Raw genomic sequence first — 23102 nt, forward strand, 5'->3', positions numbered from 1 at the left:
GGCAGTCGCTCGCGTCTTTCAACCGCGCCTCCAGATCGGCCATGTCGTTGTTGGCGTAGCGGAAGCGCTTTGCCTTCGACAGCCGTACCCCGTCGATGATCGAGGCGTGGTTCAGCGCATCGGAGATGACCGCATCCTCCTCGCCGAGCAGCGTCTCGAACAGGCCGCCATTGGCGTCGAAGCAGGAGCCGTAGAGGATCGTGTCCTCCATGCCGAGGAAGTCAGAAATGGTCGCCTCGAGCTGCTTGTGTTCTTCCTGCGTGCCGCAGATGAAGCGCACCGATGCCATGCCGTAGCCATACCGGTCGAGCGCCTGCTTGGCCGCCTCGCGCAATTCGGTACTGTCGGCGAGCCCGAGATAGTTGTTGGCGCAGAAATTCAGCACCTTCTCGCCGCCAACCTCGATCTCGGCCGACTGCGTCGAGGCAATTACCCGCTCGGATTTGTAGAGGCCGGCCGACTTCAGGCCGGCAAGCTCATTCGAGAGATGAGAAATGAAAGCGTCGGTCATCGGCAGACTCACGGCAGCACACCCCCTCGCCGCGCGGGGGAAGAAAGCTCGACAATGTGTCGCGGTACTATGCGTAATTTACCGCGGTCGACCATGCCGGATCGGCATGCTTCTCCCAATACAGGTCTGTCAGCTGGCGAGTCAGAGCGCCAACCTTGCCGTCGCCTATAACGGTCTCGTCAATCTTGGACACCGGCATGATCCCGCCCGCTGTAGACGTAATGAAAACCTCGTCGGAGTCCTTCAGTTCGTCGCGATCAACGTCGCCCGCGCTGACGGATAGGCTCAATTCGCCGCATAGATCAAATACGGTCTGGCGGGTAATGCCGGCAAGGACGCCATAAGCCGGTGTCTTCAAGCGGCCGCCCTTCACGGTGAAAACGTTGAAGCCAGGCCCCTCGGCAATGTTGTCGTTGATGTCGACGATCAATGCAGTTTCGGCACCGTAGTCGTATGCATCGAAGAGGCCCTTCACCAAATCGAGCCAGTGATAGTTCTTGATGGTCGGATCGATCGACTTGGGCGGGATCCGTACGGTGTTGCTGATGGCGACATGCAGGCCGCGCTCCAGCTGCTCTTTGTTGGCAACCGACCCGAAAGGCACCGCGAATGCGATGAACCTGTTCTCCGACTGGCGCGGGTCACGGCTAAAGTTCGGCGAGCCGCCTCGCGTACAGATCATTTCGACATAGGCCGACTTGTGCCCGGACAGCGCCACACAGGTCGACAGGATCTTTTCGATCCCACTGCGGTTGTAGGGAAGCTTCATGCGCAGCTTTTCCATTCCGCGGAAGAATCGGTCCATGTGCAGGTCCAGCCTGAAGAACCTCCCATCCCACAAATGAACGGTATCGTAGGTGGCATCGGAATGCAGAAAGCCCCAGTCCAGAACGGACACCTTGGCTTCGGACATTGGAAGGTACTGACCATCCATGAAGGCCACGCCGTGAGGATATTGCCTTTGATCCCGGTGCCGCTGTTTTATGGCAGGGAGAGCCGTTGCAGGTTCGGCTGCAGCAAGTGTCATTCCTGAGTCCTCCAAATCTTGCAGTCCAGGCGCTCCGCACACCCGATTACGATTGACCGCCGCAGAACCGCCCAGCGACTCCACATCCCAGCAATTCAAATGTTGGCGCACCTCTGACCGCAAGCACGCCGCGCGTGCCAAATGTCGTCAGCGCGATCGACTACCACTTGAGCGGGGCGATAAAGCCATTTGTGGCCAGCCGCCGGTCACCCTGTGATCCAATTAGTTTGCAGACTTCGATGCACTGATTGCGATCAAACTGGCCCTCTAGCCGCAACGGACGCTTCAAAATGGGGGCAGGAGTGGCGGAAACGTTCAGCCGTACAACGCTATACTAGCGTCCGGGGCTCGAACTTCACGCGGTCCAGCGCAATCATGCTCTTGAACTTGCGCACATTGGGATTTGTGTAGAGTTTGGTCTTTACAAAAACGTCAAAGGCCTCGACGTCCTCCACTGCTACAATAAGAACGAAGTCAGCATCACCTGTCACCATATAGCATTGGGTGACCTCTTTCGCCGCCCTCATTGCTCGCTTGAAGTCATCGACAAGATCTAAACGCTCGCGATCAAGCTCCACCGTTACGACCACGATCAGCGACTTCCCGAGCGCTTTGGGATCAACCAGGGAGATATCAGCGGTGATAACGCCGTCGGCGCGTAACTTATTCACGCGGCGCATGCATGAGGCAGCAGAGGAGCCCACGAGATCCGCAAGCTCGGCGAACGAAAACCTGTTGTTCTTTTGCAGGACGCCGAGGATCCGCCGGTCAAGGTCATCTATCATCCCGATACCCTAGATGCGAAACCAAGATGTGGCATTAGCGGTCCGAAACGCTCGTTGCAAGATCGGACGCTCAATGAAACGCTACTCCATTCAAAAGGTGCCATCGTTGCAATCATAGCCGATACGCGACCGTTTCTTTTCACCTGAGCGTGAGTTTTGCCTAAACCATTCCAAACTTACGGCGGTCGGCTGGGCGGTATCGGCACTTCGGTTAGGCTGATCGCGGCTGAACCGGCGGCGCTGCGGCGGTTGCGAACAGGGCTAGGAAGTAGGCAAACAAAAGCCTAAGCCAGTTGAGCAAGAGGCAGTTGTAGCCGACGGCGGCGAGCAGCGCATTGACATAAGCGGCTCCGTGGTTCGGGGGCCTGAGAACATGCTCCATGAGATGTTCGAGTGTCCCGCTGGTTGCCGAAGAAACGGGCATCCTCAGTTCACGCGTTTCAGCTTGCTGGCGAAAATGATGGGCCTGTTTCACCATTGAGGGGCAAGCGTGGCTGTAACCATCGTTGGACGGAGCTATAAACGGACTGTTCGATAGGCAGTACGGGAGAGATCGGCACGTTGCCGACACCGACGGAGCAACCCCCCAAGGAAACTCTCAGGTACAAGCGACCGTGCCGCCGAACAATCTGGAGAGAGACGCCAGAGCGTCCACCGAAGGGGAAAGCCGGGCCACCCGGTCAAGCTCTCAGGTACAGTGACAGATTTGGGGAAGAGCCGCGGGCCGACTGGCCTGAACCCATTGTCTTGTCTGGAGAGCGAAATGCCCAAGATTGTTTTGATTGGTGCCGGCATTACCGGCGTGTCGACAGCCTATACCCTTTTGGAACACGGCTATGAGGTCACCGTGCTAGAGCGTCAGCGCTATGCCGCAATGGAGACCTCGTTTGCAAACGGCGGCCAGTTATCAGCGAGCAATGCGGAAGTCTGGAACCACTGGTCGACCATCTTAAAAGGCATCAAGTGGATGGCGAGGCGCGATGCGCCACTCCTCATCAACCCGGCGCCGACATGGCACAAGTATAGCTGGCTTGCGGAATTTGTATCCCATATCGCGAAGTACCGCGAGAATACTGTTGCCACCACCCGTTTGGCTATCGCTGCGCGCAGGCACATGTTTGACATCGCTGAGCGTGAGAGGATCGATTTCGACCACGTTCGTCGCGGGATACTTCATGTCTATTGGGACAAGCCGGGCTTCGACCACGGCACGAAAGTCAACCAACTCCTCATCGAAGGGGGCCTTGACAGGCGGCCGGTCACGGCTGGCGAGATCGCGTCCATTGAGCCGGCCTTGCAGGGCGCTTTCTATGGTGGGTTCTACACACCTTCGGACTCAACAGGTGACATCCACAAGTATACCACCGGCTTGGCCCGCGCATGCGAACGGCGCGGTGGAAGTTTCCACTACGACGCGTCGGTGACAAGAATTGAGCGACGCGGTCGCTTCAGGGTGACGTACTCGAGCCAAGCTGCCCCGGCGCAGGTTATCGAAGCCGACGCGATCGTCGTATGCGCGGGCTCGAACAGCCGTGACTTCGCGGCGATGCTGGGCGATCGTCTCAACATCTATCCTGTCAAGGGCTACTCGATCACGATACAGCTGGGGGACAATGCGGCACAGGAAGCCGCTCCCTGGGTGAGTATCCTCGACGACAGGGCCAAAATCGTGACCAGCCGGCTTGGCGAAGCGCACTTCCGAGTGGCTGGGACCGCAGAGTTCAACGGCCAGAACCGGGACATAAGGGATGACCGGGTAAGACCTCTGGTAGACTGGACGCGGCAACTCTTTCCGGGCGTCAACACGAACCGCATCGTGCCATGGGCGGGCCTCCGTCCTATGATGCCGAACATGATGCCGCGTGTCGGCAAAGGGAAGGCGCCGGGCGTTTACTATAACACCGGCCACGGGCACCTTGGCTGGACACTGTCTGCCGCGACATCAGCGATGTTGGCTGAGGTCGTCGCACAAGATCTTCCTGTCGACAATCGTCTGGTGGTATAGGAGGATAAGGTGGACAACCAGCAGCTAAACGCTGTCCGCATCGAGACTGCCGGGCTGAAAATCGCGCGGGAGCTGCACGACTTCATGCGTGACGAGGCGCTACCGGGCACGGGCATCGGCAATTCAGCCTTCTGGGCGTCTTTCTCATCGATCGTGAACGATCTTACCCCCCGCAACCGCGAGCTGCTGGCGTTCCGCGACGAGATCCAGGAGAAGATCGACCACTGGCATCGCCGCAACGGCCAGCCGGAGGATTTGGCGAAGTACAGGGACTTCCTAACGGAGATTTCCTATCTAGTGCCGGAAGGGCCGGATTTCAGCGTTTCGACGAAGAACGTCGATCCGGAGATCGCAACTGTCGCGGGGCCGCAGCTGGTAGTGCCGGTGATAAATGCGCGCTATGCGCTGAACGCCGCCAATGCGCGCTGGGGCTCACTCTATGATGCGCTTTACGGCACGGACGCCATTCCGGAAGCCGATGGCGCGGAGAAGGGGAGGGGGTACAATGCCGTGCGCGGTGAGAAGGTGATCGCCTGGGCGCGCAAATTCCTCGACGAGAGCGTTCCGCTTGGCGGTGCGAGTTGGAGCGACGTCCAGAAGATCGTGCTGGCGGACGGCGCGCTGGCGCTGACGACGGTCGATGGCAAGGCGGTGAAGCTGAAGAAGCCGGAGCAGTTCGTCGGCTATCTGGGCGAGGCGAACACGCCGACTCACTTCCTGTTGAAGAACAACGGAATCCATATCGAGATCGTCATCGACCCGACGTCGCCGATCGGCAAGGTCGATGACGCCGACATCTCCGACGTGCGTCTGGAATCGGCGATCACCGCGATCATGGACTGCGAGGATTCGGTCGCAGCTGTGGACGCCGAGGACAAGGTCGCGGTCTATCGCAACTGGCTCGGCTTGATGAGGGGCGACCTGACGGAGGAAGTGACCAAGGCGGACCGGACTTTCACGCGCAGCCTGTCGCCGGACATCACCTATACCGCGCCAGACGGCTCGAAGTTCTCGGTTCGCGCCCGCTCGCTGATGCTGGTGCGCAATGTCGGCCACCTGATGACCAATCCGGCCGTGCTCGACCGCGACGGCAACGAGGTGCCCGAAGGCATCATGGACGCGATCATGACGGCGGCGATCGCGCTCCACGATATCGGCAAGAAGGGCGGGCGTCGGGCGAACTCGCCGGCCGGCTCCATGTATGTGGTCAAGCCGAAGATGCATGGGCCGGCGGAAGTTGCCTTCGCGGTGGAGCTATTCAGCCGCCTCGAGCAGGTGCTGGGCATGATGCCCAACACGATTAAGATGGGCATCATGGACGAGGAGCGCCGCACCACGGTGAATCTCAAGGAATGCATCCGCGCCGCGAAGGAGCGCATCGTCTTCATCAATACCGGCTTCCTCGACCGTACTGGCGATGAGATCCACACATCGATGGAAGCGGGGCCGATGATCCGCAAGGCCGACATGAAGCAGTCGGCCTGGATAGGCGCCTATGAGAACTGGAACGTCGATATCGGGCTGGCCTGCGGGCTGGAGGGTCGCGCGCAGATCGGCAAGGGCATGTGGCCGATGCCGGACCTGATGGCGGCGATGCTGGAGCAGAAGATCGGGCATCTTAAGGCCGGCGCCAACACCGCCTGGGTGCCGTCGCCGACGGCCGCAACCCTGCATGCCACGCACTACCACAAGGTCGACGTCCATGCCGTGCAGGAGACGCTGAAGAGCCGGGCGCGCGCGAAGCTTGACGACATCCTCTCCGTGCCGGTCGTGTCGCGTCCGAACTGGACGCCTGACGACATCCGGGAGGAGCTCGACAACAATTGCCAGGGCGTTCTGGGCTATGTCGTGCGCTGGGTCGACCAGGGCGTCGGCTGCTCCAAGGTGCCGGATGTCAACGATGTCGGGCTGATGGAGGACCGGGCCACATGCCGCATCTCCTCGCAGCATGTCGCTAACTGGCTGCATCATCGCGTCTGCACGCGCGACCAGGTCATGGAGACGCTGAAGCGCATGGCAGGCGTCGTCGACCAGCAGAATGCCGGCGATGCGCTCTACCGGCCGATGGCACCGGATTTCGCCAATTCGATCGCGTTCACGGCGGCAACGGATCTGATCTTCACGGGCCACAAGCAGCCGAGCGGGTATACGGAGCCGGTGCTGCATGCCAGGAGGCTGGAATTGAAGGCGAGCCCCAACCGATCCAATCAGTACAAATGACTATGAATATGACTGCGCTTAACCTCGCTAGTGCCAATGCCATGATTGAAGCCGCGCTCTCCAAGGCAAAGTACGAAAGTCTCAAGCCCCTGAGCGTCGCCATCATGGACGCAGGCGGTCATCTGATCGCTTTCCAGAAGCAAGATGGTGCCTCAATGCTGCGCTTCGAGATTGCTGCCGGCAAGGCCTACGGCGCGTTGGCCGTCGGCTTCGGGTCACGCTGGCTCGACAAGGCTGCGGCTGACCGGCCGCACTTCATTGCGGGCTGAATGCAGTGTCGGGCGGCCGGATCGTGCCCGTTCCGGGAGGCGTTCTTGTGCAGCACCCGATGGAACGCTGCTGGGCGCAGTCGGCATCACCGGAGACACCTCCGACAATGACGAGGCCGTGGCCATATCTGCCATCACGGCAGCTAACTTAGTCGCGCAGCCAGCCTAAGGCCTGAGTGCAAGCCTGTTGCTGCGAACTAGACCGCTGTGGTTTGTGTCGACGTAAGCTCGATGCAACAGGAGCCGGGGTCATGAACCATGCAGAGGCCCCGCACCTTTCCTGCGCAACACGATCATCTCCTGCATATTCGCGAGGGGGGTCCACGCTACTCGACGCGGGATCGCCCTGAATCGCTTCGCTCGTCTCCGAAGGTCGATGAAAATCACGGCGGTCCGGCCGCCGACAGTATCGCGCGCACTAGCTTTGACTGGCCAGTTGTTAAGGCCTGTTGCGGTGCGGTTTGGGCTTTGCAGCGCACATTGACGGACTCCTAGGCCGAGGCAGCGGCGAATTCTTGCGGTCGGAAGCGTCAAGATTGTTTTGATTATTTCAATTTTCAGGGCAAGCTGCAATGATTGTGGCGCCACTTCGGGCGATGATTGAAGTTGCAATCATAGCAGACATTATTCCTTGGATGACCTAGCTCGAAGGATCCTTACGGCTCTACAAAAGAACAACCGGCTCTCTTTTGCCGAACTGGCGGAACTGGCCGGTTCTTCGGCAGCGTCATGTATGCGTCGAGTTAACAAGCTCGCGTTCGGATGGTGTGATCCTTGCGGACATCTCGCTGGTGGATGCGAAGGCTTTTGGTAAGTTGCTCACCGTTGTCGTCATGGTAGAGCTCGACCGTGAGCGTCTTGACCTTGTCGATGAGTTCAAGCGCGATGCGCGCGGCCAAAGAGGTTACCCCGTGCTATATGGTTACGGGCGACGCCGATTTCGTGCTGCTCGTCTCCGTTGAGGACGTCGAGGCCTTTGACGTCTTCGTCAAGACAAAGCTCTATACCAACCCCAATGTCCGAAAATTCCGGAGCATGATTTCGCTTGATCGTGTCAAGTTCGAGCCACGCGTTGCGGTGTAGCGTTGGGCGGGTTGCGCTGAAGTCATCACTCCGGGCTCCTTTTTGAAACCGCCATTGCGCGCTCAGCGTCAGATTGAGCTTTTTCGCCTAATCAACTGTGCGATCTAGAGGGCGCAGTTGATCTTGCGTCAGGACGGTGCGGGTTGCCCGACCGTTTCACGCGGGAAAGCAACCGTCCCGGTGTAAGGAAGAAGTATGGCGCCCCCGATGACACAGCTCTTACCTGCGCTTCCAACTGTCGAGGAGCATTACGTTGATCGACGGCGCTACCCGCGCGGGGTTGCGTTCATGGATGGACAATACCTACCGATGTCCGAGGCCAAGATCTCCGTGCTCGATTGGGGTTTCCTGCACTCCGACGCGACTTACGACACGGTGCACGTCTGGAATGGCAGATTCTTCCGGTTGGACTTGCACCTTGACCGGTTCTTCCAAGGTATGGAACGGCTGCGAATGAAGCTGCCCTATGATCGTGAGAAAATAACATCGATCCTAAACGATTGCGTCGCTTTGTCGGGCCACAAATCGGCGTACGTGGAGATGATCTGCACGCGTGGATCATCGCCGACGTTCAGTCGCGATCCTCGCCAGGCGGAGAACCGCTTCATGGCATTCGCCGTCCCGTTTGGGTCGGTTGCCAACGAGGAACAGCTGGAAAGAGGCCTGCATGTTGCAATCAGCAATACCGTCCGCATCCCGCCAAAATCGATTGATCCCTCAATCAAGAACTATCATTGGCTCGATCTCGTGAAGGGCCTTTTTGAAGCCTACGACATGGGGGCGGAAACAGCGCTGATCCTGGATGCGAACGGACACGTTGCGGAGGGCCCCGGCTTCAATGTGTTCGTTGTTGAGGACGGATCCCTGAGGACGCCAGCTTTTGGGGTGCTGCCAGGCATCACGCGCCGGACTGTCTTCGACCTTTGTGCCGAGATGGGGCTCCCGGCCACGGCTACGGATGTCAGTCGCGCCAAGATCAAAGCGGCTGACGAGGTATTCATCACGTCGACTGCCGGCGGCATTATGCCCGTGACGCGTATCGACGACTCCGCAATCGCTAATGGGCGCGTCGGACCCGTCACCCGCCGGCTCATGGATCTCTACTGGCAAAAGCACGACGATCCTGCATGGTCGACTGCTGTCATCTACCCGTGATCAGAATGAGCCATGCGACAGCAAACTTGGCGATCGGGATCGTGACGATGACGATAAGCTGTCGTCACGCAAACTCCAGAAAGCCAAGCCGGCGCGCCTCGGCGCAGCGCCCCTGGATTGGGTTGGGGTCCCCAAGGGTGTGGCAACTTGCTGCGGTGCCGAGCTCGCGTCATGCACCGACGACGCTTACCTCAACGAGGCGACCGACCTGTCGATTTTACGCGAGATCGTGATGCCGGTCTGCTCGATGTCACAAATCCTGTGGGATAAGACGGGCTCGGAGCTGGCCACTCTACCTCTTGTCTCGACGCGCGCGGGCGCGGGATTGACTGAATCGGCAGCCGTTACCATTCGGTGATGAGTGTCCAGTCCTCACAGGTAATGTTCTTGTGAGGGCTAACGTCATGCCGTTCCTGCGGAGTTGCAGATGAAGAACGCTTTCATTGCCTATTTGTCGGCGGAACTGGCCGGCTTGAAGTCCACGGGGCTCTACAAATCCGAGCGCGTCGTGACCTCGGCGCAATCGTCCGAGATCGAACTCGCGGATGGCAGCAAGGTCCTGAATTTTTGTGCCAACAATTATCTTGGCCTCGCCGACAATGAAGATCTGCGGACTACGGCTAAGGCTGTGCTCGACCGCTATGGCTACGGCATGGCCTCGGTGCGCTTCATCTGCGGCACTCAGGAAGAGCACAAGCAGCTCGAGGCGCGCATCTCCTCATTTCTCCAGATGGAAGATACGGTCCTCTATTCATCCTGTTTTGACGCCAATGGCGGCCTGTTCGAGACGTTGCTCGGCGAGGAGGACGCTATCATTTCAGATACGCTGAACCATGCCTCGATCATCGACGGTGTCAGGCTATCGAAAGCAAAGCGCTTCCGCTACGCCAACAACGACATGGCCGGGCTGGAGGCTCGGCTGAAGGACGCGCGGGATTGCCGCTTCCGGCTGATTGCCACCGACGGCGTGTTTTCCATGGACGGCATTATCGCCAACCTCAGGGGGGTCTGCGACCTCGCCGACAAATACGACGCCATGGTCATGGTCGACGACAGCCATGCGGTCGGCTTCGTCGGCAACAATGGCCGCGGCTCGCCCGAGCATTGCGGCGTCGAGGGCAGGGTGGACATCATCACCGGCACGCTCGGCAAGGCGCTTGGAGGCGCCTCGGGCGGCTACACGTCAGGAAAGCGCGAGGTCATCGACTGGCTTCGCCAGCGCTCACGGCCGTACCTCTTCTCCAATACGCTGATGCCAGCCATAGCAGGGGCGTCGCTGAAGGCGTTCGATCTGATCGAACAAGGTGATGCGCTACGCGAAAAGCTTTATGCCAATGCCGACCGCTTCCGCTCGGAAATATCGAAGGCGGGCTTCACGCTTGCTGGTGCGAACCACCCGATCATCCCTTTGATGTTAGGCGACGCGAGCCTCGCGCAGCAAATGGCCGAGAAGATGTTTGAGCGCAGCGTCTATGTAACCGCCTTCTCGTTCCCCGTGGTGCCGAAGGGTCAGGCGCGCATCCGCACGCAGATGTCTGCCGCGCATACGAGCACGGATGTTGACCGTGCCGTCGAGGCCTTCACCGAGGTGGGCAGGGAAATGGGAGTCATCCCATGTCGAACATAAGGATACCCTCCGGCGAAGGCCGCCTTGCGAGAGGACGGCACGGTAGCGAGGCTGCGCTCTTAAGGTCGCCCTTACGAGCGCAGTTAGCAGCACAGCATGAGCCATGTGACGTTATTGACCGGGCCGGAGCGTCGTCGTCGTTGGCGTGAAGAGGATCAGTGCCGGATATTGGCCGCGGCATTCGCGCCCGGGGCCACAGTGGCGGCGGTAGCGCGTCAGTACGATGTCGCGACCAGCCTGATCTATAAGTGGCGCCGCACGGTGAGAGCCCGCGAGACGGGCTTTGCCGAAGTTGTCGTGGCTCCCGATGAGCCTGTCGCCGTTTCGCGGCCGGCGGCATCCCCAGCGGTGATCGAGCTGGAGGTCGCCGGCAAGGTGCGGCTGCGGATTCCGCTGACCACGCCGCCAACACTGGCGGCAGCGATGGTGAAGGCGCTGGGCGTTTCATGATCCCGGTTCCGAGCCAGGTGCGGATCTGGTTGGCGGTCGGCCGGACCGATATGCGTCGCGGGATGCAAGGCCTCGCTCTGCAGGTTCAGGAGACGCTGGGCCGGGATCCGCATGCCGGCGATCTTTATGTCTTCCGCGGCCGCAGCGGCAATCTGATCAAGATTATCTGGCATGATGGGCTCGGCATGTCGCTGTATGCAAAACGGCTCGAGAAGGGCCGGTTTCTATGGCCGTCGCCGGCGGACGGCACGGTTTCCATATCACCGGCGCAGCTCGCCTACATGCTCGACGGGATCGATTGGCGCAACCCGCTTCACACGTTCCGCCCGCAGCGCGCGGGCTGAGTTTTTCTTTGAGTTTGCGCCATTTTCCGCGAGTCAGCGGACGCGTTTTATGATTCACTCCAGGGCATGGTTGCCACCGCCCAGGATGCTGTTCCGGACGATATTGGCGCGCTGAGAGCAGCGCTGACCGCGGCGCTGGCCAGAGCCGAAGACGAGGCCGCGCGCGCTGCGCTGGTCGAGGCCGAACTGGCGGTCGCCAGGGCCAAGGCATCGGATGATGCGGCGCTGATCGCGCATCAGCATCTGACGATCCGGAAGCTGCAGCGGGCGCTGCATGGTCAAAGTTCTGAACGCTCAGCCCGCCTGCACGACCAGATGGAACTCACCTTCGAGGAACTCGAGAGCACCGCGACGGAAGACGAGATCGCCGCCGAACAGGCCGCGGCCCGGACCACCGAGGTGGCGCCTTACATGCGCAAGCGACCGGCGCGCCAGCCATTTCCCGAGCACCTGCCGCGCGAACGCGTGGTCGAGCCGGCGCCGACCGCTTGCCACTGCTGCGGCGGTCATCGGCTGCGCAGGCTGGGTGAGGATATCACCGAGACGCTGGAGGTGGTGCCGCGGCAATGGAAGGTGATCCAGCACGTGCGGGAGAAGTTCACCTGCCGCGACTGCGAGGCGATCAGCCAGGCTCCGGCGCCGTTCCACGCCACCCCGCGCGGCTGGGCCGGTCCCGGCTTGCTGGCGATGATCCTGTTCGAGAAGTTCGGCCAGCATCAGCCGCTCAACCGCCAGGCCGAACGCTATGCCCGCGAAGGCGTGCCGCTCAGCCTGTCGACGCTCGCCGACCAGGTCGGCGCCGGCGTCGCGGCGCTGATGCCGCTGTTCAAGCGGCTCGAAGCCCATGTGCTGGCCGCTTCGCGTCTGCACGGCGACGACACGACGGTGCCGGTCCTGGCCAAGGGCAAGACCGATACCGCCCGATTATGGACCTATGTGCGTGATGACCGACCGTTCGGCGGTGTCGATCCGCCGGCGGCGGTGTTCTATTATTCCCGCGATCGCCGAGGCGAACATCCCGCGGCGCATCTTGCCGGCTGGAGCGGCATTCTGCAGGCCGATGCCTTTGGTGGTTATGGCGATCTCTATGCGACGGGTCGTCAGCCGGCGCCTATTCTGGAAGCCAGCTGCTGGGCCCACAGCCGGCGCAAAGTGTTCGAGCTGGCCGATATCGAAGCGGCGGCGCGCAAGAAGGCGCACGGCGAGAAGCCCAACCTGGTCTATCCGCTGGCGGTCGAAGCCGTGAAGCGCATCGATGCCCTGTTCGATATCGAGCGCGCGATCAACGGCCTGTCGCCGGCCCAACGCCACGCCGTGCGCCAAGAGCGGAGCGCGCCGCTGGTCACCGAGCTCGAGCGCTGGATGATCAAGACGCGCGACAAGCTCTCGCGCGGGCACGACCTGACCAAGGCCTTCAACTACATGCTGCGCCGCTGGTCATCCTTCACCCGGTTCCTCGACGATGGGCGGATCTGCCTATCCAACAATGCAGCCGAGCGAGCCCTGCGCGGCATCGCTCTCGGAAGAAAGTCCTGGCTGTTCTGCGGTTCCGATCGCGGCGGACAGCGCGCGGCCGTTCTCTACAGCCTGATCGTCAGCGCCAAGATGAACGATGTCGACCCGCAGGCCTGGCTCGCCGACGTCCTCGCCCGACTGCCCGCCTATCCGGCCCATCGGATCGATGATTTGCTGCCGTGGAATTGGAGATCCGCAAAATTGCGGACCCAACCAGCGGCGGCCTGATCATGCAGCGCAATAAGGTGCATCACGTCTACACCGTCGATCGTGTCGCCAGGGACCTCGGCGTCAGCGAAGCGCTCATCCAGGACCTGACCCTCGGTCTCGAGCCCGAGGACGGCGTCATCTGGGTCTACGGCGCCAACGATGACGACGGGATCTTGGCCTTCACCGATGAAGGCATCGAGGAGGTCAAACTCCTCCTCGAAGAATATCATCGCGTCTCCCCAAAGAAAGCTTGACCCCAGCACTCCGGTTCTCCTGGCTGCCGGATGCGCACGTCTGCGGTCTTCACCGGATGCGTACAACATAAGCCAACGCTGAAGTCTGGAGCCGCTGGGCGACGATTCTCAAGGGATCAAGTGGATGATCAAACGCGACGCGCCACATCTGATGAGCCCGCCGCCCCCAGTTGGCACGAATACAGCTGGCTGGCGGAATTTGTGGCGAACATCGCTAACTATAGCGAAAATACTGTAAGGACGACAAAGCTCGCGATCATGGCACAAAAACATATGTCTTTTGATCGCCGAGCGGGAAGAAATCGATTTCGATCACGTTCCCCCGTCTCGCGTCTGGCGCGCCGCTTGAAAATTCCCGCTTACGCTCGTGGGTCTGCAACCGAAGATAAGCTTTCGCGCCAGCGGAGGCTGAGATATTTCAAACGCCGTCACTTTGTGGGGCCTGTATTTCAGCAGTCGACGCATTTTGGTGCAAACTGTACTCCGGCCGGGTGCTAGTCTTGCCCAATTGCCACCACCCGTCAGGCGCTTGTTAGAAACGACAAGGGCATCCTGCTCTGGTGGCGTCCGCAAAACTCAAAAAAGCGCGGATTAACCGCGCCATGAACTCGAAAGGGGAACCGAACGTGGAAATCTCTCGACGCAATCTCATTAAGATGGGCATGGCCGCTGGAACGGCTTTGTCGATCCCGTCGGTCTTGCGAGCGCAGACAGCGCCAACGTCTGAACGGACGGTCCGTATGGCGCTAGGTGACCTCAAAGTCTTCGATCCGATCTTTACGACCGATACGTCCACCCAGATCCATGGCCTGGCAATTTACGATACGTTGTTTGCGCCCGACTCCAAGTCATTGCCGCAGCCGCAAATGGTGGGGAAGTGGGGCGTTTCCGATGACAAGAAGACTTATACATTTGAGCTCCGGGATGGCTTGGCTTGGCATGATGGTACTCCCGTCACCGCAGCCGACTGTGTCGCGTCGATCCGCCGATGGGGTCAAGTGGCTTCCGGTGGCCAACTGATCATGGCGCGAGCCAGCGATATATCAAAGAAGGACGAGAAGACTTTTACCATCACGCTCAAGCAGCCGTTAGGGCTGCTGATAGATATATTGGCGACGATTTCTGGAAGCTTGCTGTACATCATGCCCGAGAAGCACGCTGACCGGCCTGCTACCGAAAAGGTTACGACGAATATCGGATCGGGGCCGTTCACCTTCAACAAGGATCTTGCGAAACCGGGCGCGATTTTTACTTATGATCGCAACGAAAAATACGTGCCGCGCAAGGAGGCTCCCGACGGATTTGCCGGAGGGAAAATCGTCAAGGTCGATCGCGTCATCTGGGACAGTATTGCCGATGACCAAACGGCTTTAGCAGCCTTGCAAGCGGGTGAGCTTGATTTCGTTCGGTTCCCACCTGCTGACCTTTACTCAACGATCGAAAGCGACTCCAGTCTTGCACTCCAGGTTCTGAATAAGTCGGGCGTAGACATGTGCCTGCGCATGAACCACCTGCAGAAGCCGTTTGATAACGTGAAAGCGCGCCAAGCGATGCTTCACCTAATCGACCAGGAGGCGTTTTTGCGCGTTACGGCACCTGACTCCAAATATGGCCACGCTGTCACTTCGATATTTGGCAACACTACGCCTTATTCAAATGACGAAAATACCGGTTGGTACAAGAAGGGTGGCGACCCGGATAAGGCCAAGCAGCTCTTCAAGGATGCTGGATATGCCGGTGAGAAGATTGTCATTCTTCAGCCTACGAATTGGGCGGCCGGCAACAGCGCCTCGCAGCTTTTGGCGGAGAACCTGCGAAAGATTGGGATCAATGCCGAGCTTGCACCGAGCGACTGGGGCGGCGTTGCCGCCCGGCGGGCAAACAAAGGTCCTGTTGACAGCGGCGGCTGGAGCATCTTCATTACTGACGATCCCGAGCCGGCGCAGGCCGATCCCATCTCAGCAGTGTTCCTAAACGCAAGCGGCGAGAAGGGGTGGTTCGGCTGGCCGAAGAACGACGAGTATGAGGCTCTTCGCGCCAAATGGCCTGACGTTGAAACGCTGGATGAGCGAAAGGCGTTAGCTCGAAAGATGCAGCAGATCTGGTGGGAGTTCGTAGGGGACGTGCGGTTGGGCCAGATCGTGACGCCAATTGCGCGCCGCCAGTCGCTCACAGGACTTATCGAGGTATCGTCGGATGTCGTTCCATTGTGGAACATAGAGAAAGCGTGACGCGTGTCCGTCTACATCCTACGCAGATTGGTTTCCACCATCGCTGTCATGGCGATGGTCGGAGCCTTCGTCTTTCTGCTTCTCCGGCTCGCGCCGGGAGATCCTGCAGCCATAATCGCCGGTAAGTCGGCCACGGCGGAGATGATCGCCGCCATTCGGGAGCGGCTGGGACTGAACGAACCTTTGCCCGTTCAATTCGTACACTGGGCATTGGGCATCCTCAGCGGTGATTTTGGGATCTCAATTTTTTCTGGCCGACCGGTTCTCGAGCTCATCTCGCAGCGGCTTGAACCGACCCTTTCCCTGTCGAGCCTGACGATGATCCTTTCGGTGACGGTCGGGGTCTCCTTCGGTATCCTCGCCGCGTGGCGAACTGGCGGTTTCGTCGACCGACTCCTCGCGGCCTTTTCGGCACTCGGTTATTCCGTCCCGGTCTTTGTCATCGGTTATTTTCTGATATATTTCTTCGCCATCAGGACACACTGGCTACCGGTCCAGGGATATGCGCCGATCGATGGTGGCTTCGGGCCGTGGTTTGTGCACCTGATCCTTCCCACCGTGGCTTTGGGTCTTGGCTACATTGCATTCATCGCCCGGGTCACGCGGGCGAGCATGCTCGAGGTCTTGTCGGAAGACTATATGCGAACGGCCGCCGCCAAGGGCGCTTCGTCCTATGCCATGCTTTTCCACCACGCTCTTAAGAATGCCGGCGTCCCCATCCTGACCGTCATCGGCATAAGCTTCGCCTATCTGATCGGCGGCGTCGTCCTCACGGAAACGGTGTTCAACATACCCGGTATCGGTCGTCTGGTCGTGGATGCGATCAACAACCGCGACTATCCCATAATCCAGAGCGTGCTCATCCTGACTTCGGGTCTGTACGTCCTTATCAACCTCACGGTCGATCTGGCCTACACGCTGATCGATCCCCGTATCCGGTACTGATATGACCCTCCTCTCCGCACCTGTTGAAGCCGTGCCGATGGGTCGGCTGCAGCTAGCCGATGTTCCCCGTCTGGCAAGGCGGCACCCGCTGGTCTTGGTCGGCGGCGGCGTGTTGGCGCTCCTGATTATTCTGGCGCTCGCTGCCCCGCTCTACGTCGGCGATCCGGTGAACATGGATCCGTTCAAGCGCCTCCAGCCGCCGTCCGCCGAGATGTGGTTCGGGAGCGACAATCTGGGCCGGGACGTGCTTGCGCGAACGATCTTCGGCGCCCGAATCTCCCTCATGGTCGGATTGCTGTCGGCGGCGTGCGCGGCTCTTACCGGGCTTCTGATAGGTGTCATCGCCGGCTATAGCCGCAGCTTCGACAACGTCGTCATGCGGGTCATGGACGGCCTGATGTCGATCCCGACGATTCTGCTGGCGATTGCGCTCATTTCTCTAACGGGCCCCGGCATCGGCATCCTCATCGTTGCCATCGCAATCCCCGAGACGCCAGCCGTCGCGCGGCTGGTTCGTTCGGTGGTTCTGGGTGTTCGCGAGCGTCCCTATGTGGAGGCCGCGCTCTGCGGCGGTGCGCGCCTGCCCAAGGTGCTGTGGCGGCACATCCTGCCGAGCACCATTCCGGCGCTTATGGTCCAGGGCGCCACCGTCTGCGCCAGTGCGATCCTGACGGAGGCGGGGCTGAGTTTCCTCGGCGTGGGCGTGCCGCCCGAGATTCCGAGCTGGGGCAACATGATCGCCAGTTCGCGCCTGTATCTCGCCATCGCCCCGTTGACGATCTTCGCCCCGGGCATCTGTCTTGCCGTCACGGTCCTTGCTGTGAACCTGCTCGGGGACGGCCTTCGCGACCTGTTCGACCCCCGCGCCAAGCGGAGGCGCTAGCGTGCAGATGCATCAAACTGTAGGGAACGATGTGCTTCTCGATGTTCGAGGCCTTGAGACGCACTTTTACGGCGAAGACAGCGTTACCCGCGCGCTCAGCGGCATCAGCTTCCAGGTGAAGAAAGGCGAGACACTCGGCGTGGTCGGCGAGTCGGGATGCGGGAAGAGCGTCACTGCTCTCTCCATCCTTCGCCTGCTGCCGAAGCTGTCCGCCAGGACAGTCGGCGGCGAGATCCGTTTTCGTGGACGCGACCTCCTCGACCTGTCTGATCGGGAGATGCGAAAGATCCGCGGCGACCAGATTGCCATGATCTTCCAGGAGCCGATGACGAGCCTGAACCCGGTCTATACGATCGGCCACCAGATCGCCGAAGCAGTTCAGATCCACACCAAGGCCTCGCGGTCCGTTGCCATGGCGAAGGCCGAGGAGATGCTGCGTCTCGTCCGCATCGCTGACCCGGAGCGTCGCGTCAACAACTATCCGCACGAAATGTCCGGCGGGATGCGCCAGCGCGCCATGATCGCCATGGCTCTTGCCTGCTCGCCGGAACTGTTGATCGCCGACGAGCCGACGACTGCGCTCGATGTCACAATCCAGGCACAGATCTTGCGGCTCATCGTCGACCTGAAAGAGCGCACGGGAACGGCCGTCATGTTCATCACGCATGATCTGGGCGTTGTCGCCGAGACATGCCAACGCGTGATCGTAATGTATGCTGGCCGGATCGTTGAGCAGGCGAACGTGATAGATCTTTTTGCGCGTCCGGCGCATCCCTACACTCAGGGCCTCATGCGATCGGTGCCTGATCCGCGGCGCGGCCGTCAGCGCCGCCTTCCAGAAATCCCCGGCATTGTCCCAAGCCTGCGCGAGCCCATTGTCGGGTGCAGCTTTGCACCTCGCTGCACGTTCGCTACCGACATATGCCGCGAAAAGGCGCCCGTCCTGCGTGATGTCGGGTCGGGCCACGCCGCAGCTTGCTGGCGCGCCGAAGAGGTGATGGGCGCATGAATGGTCCTCTGCTGAAAGTCGACAATCTGACCAAGCATTATCCGCTCGGTGCGGGATTCCTGAAGAAGACCATCCCGGTGATCCGGGCGGTGCAGGATGTATCCTTCACCGTTGAGGCGGGCGAGACGCTTTGCATCGTCGGTGAATCCGGCTGCGGCAAGTCGACTGTCGCGCGGCTCCTGATGCGGCTGGTAGAGCCGACGGGCGGCCGCGTGCTAATCGACGGGACCGATATTGCGGGCCTCAAGAAGGACGCGCTTCACGCTTGGCGCCGTCGGATGCAGATGGTCTTCCAGGATCCTTACTCGTCGCTGAACCCGCGCCTTACCGCCGGGCAAATCATCACCGAGCCCGTGGAGAATTTCGAGCGCCTCACCCGCAAGCAGCGCGACGCGCTCGCCGCGGACCTTCTCCGAAAAGTCGGAATGTCGCCTGAGATGATGCACAGGCTCCCATCCGAATTGTCGGGCGGTCAGCGCCAGCGGCTCGGAATTGCACGCGCCCTGTCGCTTAACCCCTCGCTCATCATCGCCGACGAGGCGGTGTCAGCCCTTGACGTCTCCGTGCAGGCACAGATTCTGAATCTGCTTCTGGATCTCCAGCAGCAGATTGGCATCGCCCTCGTCTTCATCTCGCATGACCTCGGCGTCGTGGAGCATATCGCGCATCGCGTCGCCGTCATGTATCTTGGGCGGATCGTGGAGCTCGCCCCGAGCGAGGCGCTCTTCGCCAAGCCGGTCCATCCCTACACCGAGGCGCTGATCGCGGCGGCTCCTGTGCCGGATCCGACGCGGGTTCGGCTAGAGGCACCCATCGAGGGCGAAGTGCCGAGCCCCATCAATCCGCCAAAAGGCTGCGCGTTCCACCCACGCTGTCCACTCGCGGTCGAGCGTTGCCGCATCGAAGTGCCGCTCCTGGTGCCGACGGCCGAAGGCCGCGTCGTGGCCTGTCACGTGCGCGCTCCGGCCGAGGACAAATCCAGTCGACTACACGCCCACGAGTTCCGGCTTGCACATGCGAAATCGGCCTCGTGACCGGTGGTAAGGCATTGAGGGGCTGACATAGTCACTGTTGAACGTTCGCTCATGAAAGGTGGAGAGCATATGGAATCTCTTGTTAATTCCAATCGTCCAGTCCAGGAAGAGGAGCATGCCTTGGATACGGTTGGTTCGATTGCCACTCATGTGGAAAATGGCTTCACCATGGCTGCAGTCGGTGATCTTCTTTACGCGCGGCCCGTAACGAAGGGCTATCACCCAGGCCTTGCCGATGTTCTCAAGATCTTCCACGGAGCTGACGTGACGTTCGGCAACTTGGAGACAAACATCTTGGACGTTCCGTCTAAGGGATGCCCGCAGGCTGAGTACGGCGGTGCGTATTTGATCAGTGCCCCGGAGCTGGGAGGTGACTTGAGGTCAATGGGCTTCAATATGGTTAGTCGCGCAAACAACCATACACTTGACTGGGGCATAGAAGGCATGCGCGAGACGACCCGTGCGCTTGATGAGAATGGAATCACTCATGCCGGTGCGGGCGAGAATCTAGCACAAGCAGGGGCTGCTCGCTTTTTGGAGACTCCTCGCGGCCGCGTAGCGTTGGTGTCTTTTGCCACAACCTTCGAACCTATGGCTCGTGCTTGCGACCAGGCCGGCGAGGCGCCGGGCAGACCGGGGCTGAACCCTCTTCGCTTGGCTAAAAGTATTGTGGTTACGCCGGAGATGCTTGAAAACCTCAGGCAGGTGCGCGAGATGCTTCCTTGGTATGCCCCCCCCAAAAAAGACGCGTCTCGTGTGGTAATTGGCGGCGTAGTCTTCAAAGCAGGGCAGAAAGCAGGATACAGCTTTGAACCCAATCCGCGCGACGTTGACAATATTCTGCGCAACGTGCGTAGAGGTAAGCAGTTCGCAGACTTCTGCATCGCCACGAACCACGGACATGAGCCCGGGGAATTCAGCCGCGATTCAGCGGACTATGAACAAACATTCGCACGTAAGACGATCGACGCCGGAGCAGATGCCTACATAAATCACGGACCGCATCATGTTAGAGGCATCGAAATATACAACGGCCGGCCCATCTTTTACGGCCTGGGCAATTTCTTCAACGAAGACCTCAGAACTCCGGTCGGGGCCGACATGTTCGAGACATACGGGAAGGATCCGCGGGTCGATACGGACGCTGAGGTCACAGTCGATGAGGTGGCAAGAGGATATCCAACGCCAGAAGGATTTGTGTCAATCTCCGACGCGGTCTACTATGAGAGCATTGTCGCCGTCAGCCGCTATGAAGACAATCAGCTTGCTCAATTGCGGCTCTATCCAATCGAGCTCGGACGCACGAAAAGATTTGCCAACCGAGGCGTGCCGCGGCTTGCCCCCGAACCGCAAGCAAAAGCTATTCTCGAGCGGTTGCAGACGCTTTCCAAGCCCTTTGGCACCCAAATCGAGATTGAGAACAGTGTGGGATTGATCCGACTGCTGCCAATCCCGACCTAACGCGGGGAGCAATACTCCGCGCGGCTTGGTGGTCAGATCGCCGAACTCTGCGCCAGACGGCGTCAGTGAATGTTGTCCACCGTAAGGACGTGAACAACCAGCTTTATTGTCGGGAAGCTCGAAGAAAGCTCCCGATGGGCTTGGTCGAATTTAATGGACAACGCTAATCTCGATGGACACGCCTCCGATCCGAACCAGCTAGGCTGAAGCGCGGTGCGCCGCCACAAGCGGAAAGGCAAGTTCTTTAGAGCGACGCTTTCCTCGATTTTCCGCTAGTCGGTGTCGCACAGGCGAGCTTATGCCGACGGTCAACGTGTGTGGCGGGGACAGGGCGGGCCATCCCGCTCCATGGCGCCGACGAGCTTCCGACAAGACCTCCAGCGTACTATAGCGCATCTAAATCGGCGGCTAGACCGATTTAGCCGGCGCAAGCGTAGCGTAACTGGAAGTGCCATGTCGACGAGACGCGCATCAAGCGTCTCATCGGTCGAAAGCTCGGCTTCGAATAACCAGCATCAGCCGAGATCATCCTAAACGGCGTCGAAATGGTCACATGATGCGTAAGCAAAACAGGCTACGTTCGCCTTTAATCCGAATCCAAAGCTGGCCGAGCAGTTCCAAATCCTTGCCGCGGGATTGGCCTCGGGTCTGACCTCTCTGCCCGCCCATTCAGCCGTTCAACAAAAACCATTTTCACGGCCGCTTTGTCCCTCGCACTTCGATCAAGCACGGAATTATGGGCCATTTGTTTCATGGGCCTTTGCAATTTGATGTCCTTATACGGGATCTCAACCTTAATGTTCCGCGGGTTCTCCGAACAAAACGTCAATGGTTAGGAACAAGTCATGAGTCGGCGTATTGTGATTATCGGCGGCGGAGTTGTCGGTTGCAGCGTCGCTTGGCACCTAGCGGATGCCGGCGCGGGCGACATCATATTGCTTGAGCGCGAGCAACTGGGCTCCGGCACAACTTGGCATTCAGCAGGAAATATTACTTGGAGCCCGGTACAGAGTCATGACTCAAGTGTGCTCTACGCCTTCGAGACAATAGAGAGACTTGAGCGAGAAACTGGGCAGAGCACGGGATGGCTGAAGATTGGGCGCTTGCATCTCGCTCAAGACGCCGATGCCGTACGCAAGTATGAATCGTACAATCACGAAGCCACAATACGAGGCATTGCCGGGCGCATGCTCTCGCGCGGGGAAGCCGGTCGCCTGCATCCTCTGCTTGATCCCGCATCCGCTGCGGCCTTCTGGCTCAATCCTCTTTCCGGCCGCGTCAATCCCGCCGACCTTACCGCTGCTTATGCGCGCGGCGCCCGGCAACGCGGGGTTCGTATCGTCGAGAATTGCCGGGCAACCGGACTGGAAATCCGTAGCGGCCGCATTGTCGGTCTTAGCACATCCACGGGCCCCATTGCCGCAGATGCCGTGGTTGTCGCGGGTGGACAGTGGTCGCGTCTGCTGTTGGCAACCAGCGGTATCGCCCTACCACAGTGGTCCTGCGAGCATTTCTACGTCATCGCAGACGTAACACCGCGATTAACCACATCAACTCCATCCTTTGTGATGTCCGAGCGCCGGATGTACGGTCGCGAGGAGGCGGGCGGCATGCTCGTCGGTTTCTTCGATGAGGACGCCAAGACGATTGATGCAGCTGCACTACCCGATCCTTTTGCCTTCACCCTGCTCAATCCCGACTGGGACAAGATAGCGCCGTATTTCGAAAGCGCGATGAAGATTTTCCCGGTTTTGGCTGACGCACCCATTCGCCGCTTCATCAATGGCCCCGAATCATTCACCCCAGATGGATCACCCTTGATTGGGCCTTGGCCGGATGTCGAAGGACTGTTCCTGTGCACGGCTATGAATTCCGAAGGCGTCACTTGGTCGGCAATGGCCGGGCGGCTTACCGCCGAGCTTGTCGCAGAGGCCAAGCCGAGCTTTGACACATCTCACTGCGCCCCTGCTCGCTTCGGCTGCAAGGCCGCCGACACCGCTTGGCTTCAGCGCCAGGTCTCGCAACATTCGGTAGACCCGTCCCAGCGCGTAGATTGATCCGCCAATCTGAAGGGGCTTGGAATT

Annotated in this window: 20 protein-coding genes, 3 pseudogenes and 1 riboswitch; of the genes and pseudogenes, 20 read left to right on the forward strand and 3 right to left on the reverse strand. The window is 59.8% G+C overall.

Annotation, left to right across the window (positions count from 1 at the left end):
- From NKI50_RS28975 to NKI50_RS28985, 3 genes are all read right to left on the reverse strand, one after another.
- On the reverse strand, positions 1-511 hold a 511-nt coding region (locus tag NKI50_RS28975; RefSeq protein ID WP_352718375.1), incomplete at its 3' end, for an aminotransferase class I/II-fold pyridoxal phosphate-dependent enzyme.
- A 67-nt stretch (positions 512-578) separates the two neighbouring features.
- Positions 579-1538 (reverse strand): aminotransferase class IV, encoded by a 960-nt coding sequence (locus NKI50_RS28980; RefSeq protein WP_352718378.1) that lies wholly within the window; start codon positions 1536-1538, stop codon positions 579-581.
- A 329-nt stretch (positions 1539-1867) separates the two neighbouring features.
- Positions 1868-2323: an Lrp/AsnC family transcriptional regulator gene (locus NKI50_RS28985; RefSeq protein ID WP_352718380.1), complete on the reverse strand. Its 456-nt coding sequence runs from the start codon at positions 2321-2323 to the stop codon at positions 1868-1870.
- Positions 2324-2857: 534 nt separating this feature from the next.
- Positions 2858-2948, forward strand: a riboswitch (glycine riboswitch).
- A 138-nt stretch (positions 2949-3086) separates the two neighbouring features.
- Between NKI50_RS28985 and NKI50_RS28990 the strand changes: the two genes are divergently transcribed.
- The 20 genes and pseudogenes from NKI50_RS28990 (at position 3087) to NKI50_RS29080 (ending at position 23075) form a co-directional block, all read left to right on the forward strand.
- Positions 3087-4328 carry a D-amino acid dehydrogenase gene (locus NKI50_RS28990; RefSeq protein WP_352718383.1) on the forward strand — a complete coding sequence of 414 codons (1242 nt, stop codon included), beginning with the start codon at positions 3087-3089 and terminating at the stop codon, positions 4326-4328.
- Between the two features lie 84 nt (positions 4329-4412).
- Positions 4413-6548 carry a malate synthase G gene (locus tag NKI50_RS28995; protein ID WP_502900396.1) on the forward strand — a complete coding sequence of 712 codons (2136 nt, stop codon included), beginning with the start codon at positions 4413-4415 and terminating at the stop codon, positions 6546-6548.
- A gap of 8 nt (positions 6549-6556) precedes the next feature.
- A pseudogene (locus NKI50_RS29000) lies at positions 6557-6986 on the forward strand (GlcG/HbpS family heme-binding protein).
- Positions 6987-7448: 462 nt separating this feature from the next.
- Entirely contained in the window at positions 7449-7631 is a 183-nt protein-coding gene (locus NKI50_RS29005) for an Lrp/AsnC family transcriptional regulator (RefSeq protein ID WP_352718388.1), read from the forward strand.
- 35 nt (positions 7632-7666) lie between these two features.
- The gene (locus NKI50_RS29010; protein WP_352718391.1) at positions 7667-7900 is read left to right on the forward strand and encodes an Lrp/AsnC ligand binding domain-containing protein; all 234 of its coding nucleotides are present in this window, start codon (positions 7667-7669) and stop codon (positions 7898-7900) included.
- A gap of 207 nt (positions 7901-8107) precedes the next feature.
- Positions 8108-9055, forward strand: a complete 948-nt coding sequence (locus NKI50_RS29015) for an aminotransferase class IV (protein ID WP_352718393.1) — start codon at positions 8108-8110, stop codon at positions 9053-9055.
- A gap of 427 nt (positions 9056-9482) precedes the next feature.
- Positions 9483-10682, forward strand: a complete 1200-nt coding sequence (locus NKI50_RS29020) for a glycine C-acetyltransferase (protein WP_352718395.1) — start codon at positions 9483-9485, stop codon at positions 10680-10682.
- Between the two features lie 96 nt (positions 10683-10778).
- On the forward strand, positions 10779-11132 hold the full coding sequence (gene tnpA, locus NKI50_RS29025; RefSeq protein ID WP_031239744.1) for an IS66-like element accessory protein TnpA: 354 nt from the start codon (positions 10779-10781) through the stop codon (positions 11130-11132).
- Positions 11133-11161: 29 nt separating this feature from the next.
- A complete protein-coding gene (gene tnpB, locus NKI50_RS29030) occupies positions 11162-11476 on the forward strand; it encodes an IS66 family insertion sequence element accessory protein TnpB (protein ID WP_352718398.1) in 315 nt (104 codons plus the stop codon).
- Between the two features lie 66 nt (positions 11477-11542).
- Positions 11543-13219, forward strand: coding sequence for an IS66 family transposase (tnpC, locus tag NKI50_RS29035; RefSeq protein ID WP_352718401.1), 1677 nt, complete (start codon positions 11543-11545; stop codon positions 13217-13219).
- 2 nt (positions 13220-13221) lie between these two features.
- Entirely contained in the window at positions 13222-13455 is a 234-nt protein-coding gene (locus tag NKI50_RS29040) for a hypothetical protein (protein ID WP_023731894.1), read from the forward strand.
- Positions 13456-13526: 71 nt separating this feature from the next.
- A pseudogene (locus NKI50_RS30605) lies at positions 13527-13771 on the forward strand (D-amino acid dehydrogenase); the annotation flags it as partial.
- 310 nt (positions 13772-14081) lie between these two features.
- Positions 14082-15686 (forward strand): ABC transporter substrate-binding protein, encoded by a 1605-nt coding sequence (locus tag NKI50_RS29045; RefSeq protein ID WP_502900397.1) that lies wholly within the window; start codon positions 14082-14084, stop codon positions 15684-15686.
- Between the two features lie 3 nt (positions 15687-15689).
- Positions 15690-16631 (forward strand): ABC transporter permease, encoded by a 942-nt coding sequence (locus tag NKI50_RS29050; RefSeq protein ID WP_352718407.1) that lies wholly within the window; start codon positions 15690-15692, stop codon positions 16629-16631.
- 1 nt (position 16632) lies between these two features.
- Positions 16633-17514, forward strand: coding sequence for an ABC transporter permease (locus NKI50_RS29055; protein WP_352718409.1), 882 nt, complete (start codon positions 16633-16635; stop codon positions 17512-17514).
- A 7-nt stretch (positions 17515-17521) separates the two neighbouring features.
- Positions 17522-18523, forward strand: a complete 1002-nt coding sequence (locus tag NKI50_RS29060; protein WP_352718443.1) for an ABC transporter ATP-binding protein — start codon at positions 17522-17524, stop codon at positions 18521-18523.
- Positions 18520-19557 (forward strand): ABC transporter ATP-binding protein, encoded by a 1038-nt coding sequence (locus NKI50_RS29065; RefSeq protein ID WP_352718412.1) that lies wholly within the window; start codon positions 18520-18522, stop codon positions 19555-19557. Before NKI50_RS29060 ends, NKI50_RS29065 begins: the two co-directional genes overlap by 4 nt.
- A gap of 69 nt (positions 19558-19626) precedes the next feature.
- Entirely contained in the window at positions 19627-21018 is a 1392-nt protein-coding gene (locus NKI50_RS29070; RefSeq protein WP_352718415.1) for a CapA family protein, read from the forward strand.
- A 458-nt stretch (positions 21019-21476) separates the two neighbouring features.
- Positions 21477-21651 (forward strand): annotated as a pseudogene (locus NKI50_RS29075) (IS6 family transposase); the annotation flags it as partial.
- Positions 21652-21863: 212 nt separating this feature from the next.
- The gene (locus NKI50_RS29080; protein ID WP_352718418.1) at positions 21864-23075 is read left to right on the forward strand and encodes an NAD(P)/FAD-dependent oxidoreductase; all 1212 of its coding nucleotides are present in this window, start codon (positions 21864-21866) and stop codon (positions 23073-23075) included.
- Positions 23076-23102 lie beyond the last annotated feature (27 nt).

It is taken from the genome of Mesorhizobium sp. M0563 (assembly GCF_040321065.1).
Taxonomy (GTDB): domain Bacteria; phylum Pseudomonadota; class Alphaproteobacteria; order Rhizobiales; family Rhizobiaceae; genus Mesorhizobium.

Bases quoted from the DNA above. Each gene is read 5' to 3' on its own strand.
- NKI50_RS29020 (WP_352718395.1), top strand. From the start codon at position 9,483: ATGAAGAACGCTTTCATTGCCTATTTGTCGGCGGAACTGGCCGGCTTG.
- NKI50_RS29065 (WP_352718412.1), top strand. From the start codon at position 18,520: ATGAATGGTCCTCTGCTGAAAGTCGACAATCTGACCAAGCATTATCCG.
- NKI50_RS29070 (WP_352718415.1), top strand. From the start codon at position 19,627: ATGGAATCTCTTGTTAATTCCAATCGTCCAGTCCAGGAAGAGGAGCAT.
- NKI50_RS28985 (WP_352718380.1), bottom strand. From the start codon at position 2,323: ATGATAGATGACCTTGACCGGCGGATCCTCGGCGTCCTGCAAAAGAAC.
- NKI50_RS28995 (WP_502900396.1), top strand. From the start codon at position 4,413: ATGCGTGACGAGGCGCTACCGGGCACGGGCATCGGCAATTCAGCCTTC.
- NKI50_RS29040 (WP_023731894.1), top strand. From the start codon at position 13,222: ATGCAGCGCAATAAGGTGCATCACGTCTACACCGTCGATCGTGTCGCC.
- NKI50_RS28980 (WP_352718378.1), bottom strand. From the start codon at position 1,538: ATGACACTTGCTGCAGCCGAACCTGCAACGGCTCTCCCTGCCATAAAA.
- NKI50_RS29015 (WP_352718393.1), top strand. From the start codon at position 8,108: ATGACACAGCTCTTACCTGCGCTTCCAACTGTCGAGGAGCATTACGTT.
- tnpC (WP_352718401.1), top strand. From the start codon at position 11,543: ATGGTTGCCACCGCCCAGGATGCTGTTCCGGACGATATTGGCGCGCTG.
- tnpA (WP_031239744.1), top strand. From the start codon at position 10,779: ATGAGCCATGTGACGTTATTGACCGGGCCGGAGCGTCGTCGTCGTTGG.
- NKI50_RS29080 (WP_352718418.1), top strand. From the start codon at position 21,864: ATGAGTCGGCGTATTGTGATTATCGGCGGCGGAGTTGTCGGTTGCAGC.
- NKI50_RS28990 (WP_352718383.1), top strand. From the start codon at position 3,087: ATGCCCAAGATTGTTTTGATTGGTGCCGGCATTACCGGCGTGTCGACA.
- NKI50_RS29060 (WP_352718443.1), top strand. From the start codon at position 17,522: ATGCATCAAACTGTAGGGAACGATGTGCTTCTCGATGTTCGAGGCCTT.
- NKI50_RS29055 (WP_352718409.1), top strand. From the start codon at position 16,633: ATGACCCTCCTCTCCGCACCTGTTGAAGCCGTGCCGATGGGTCGGCTG.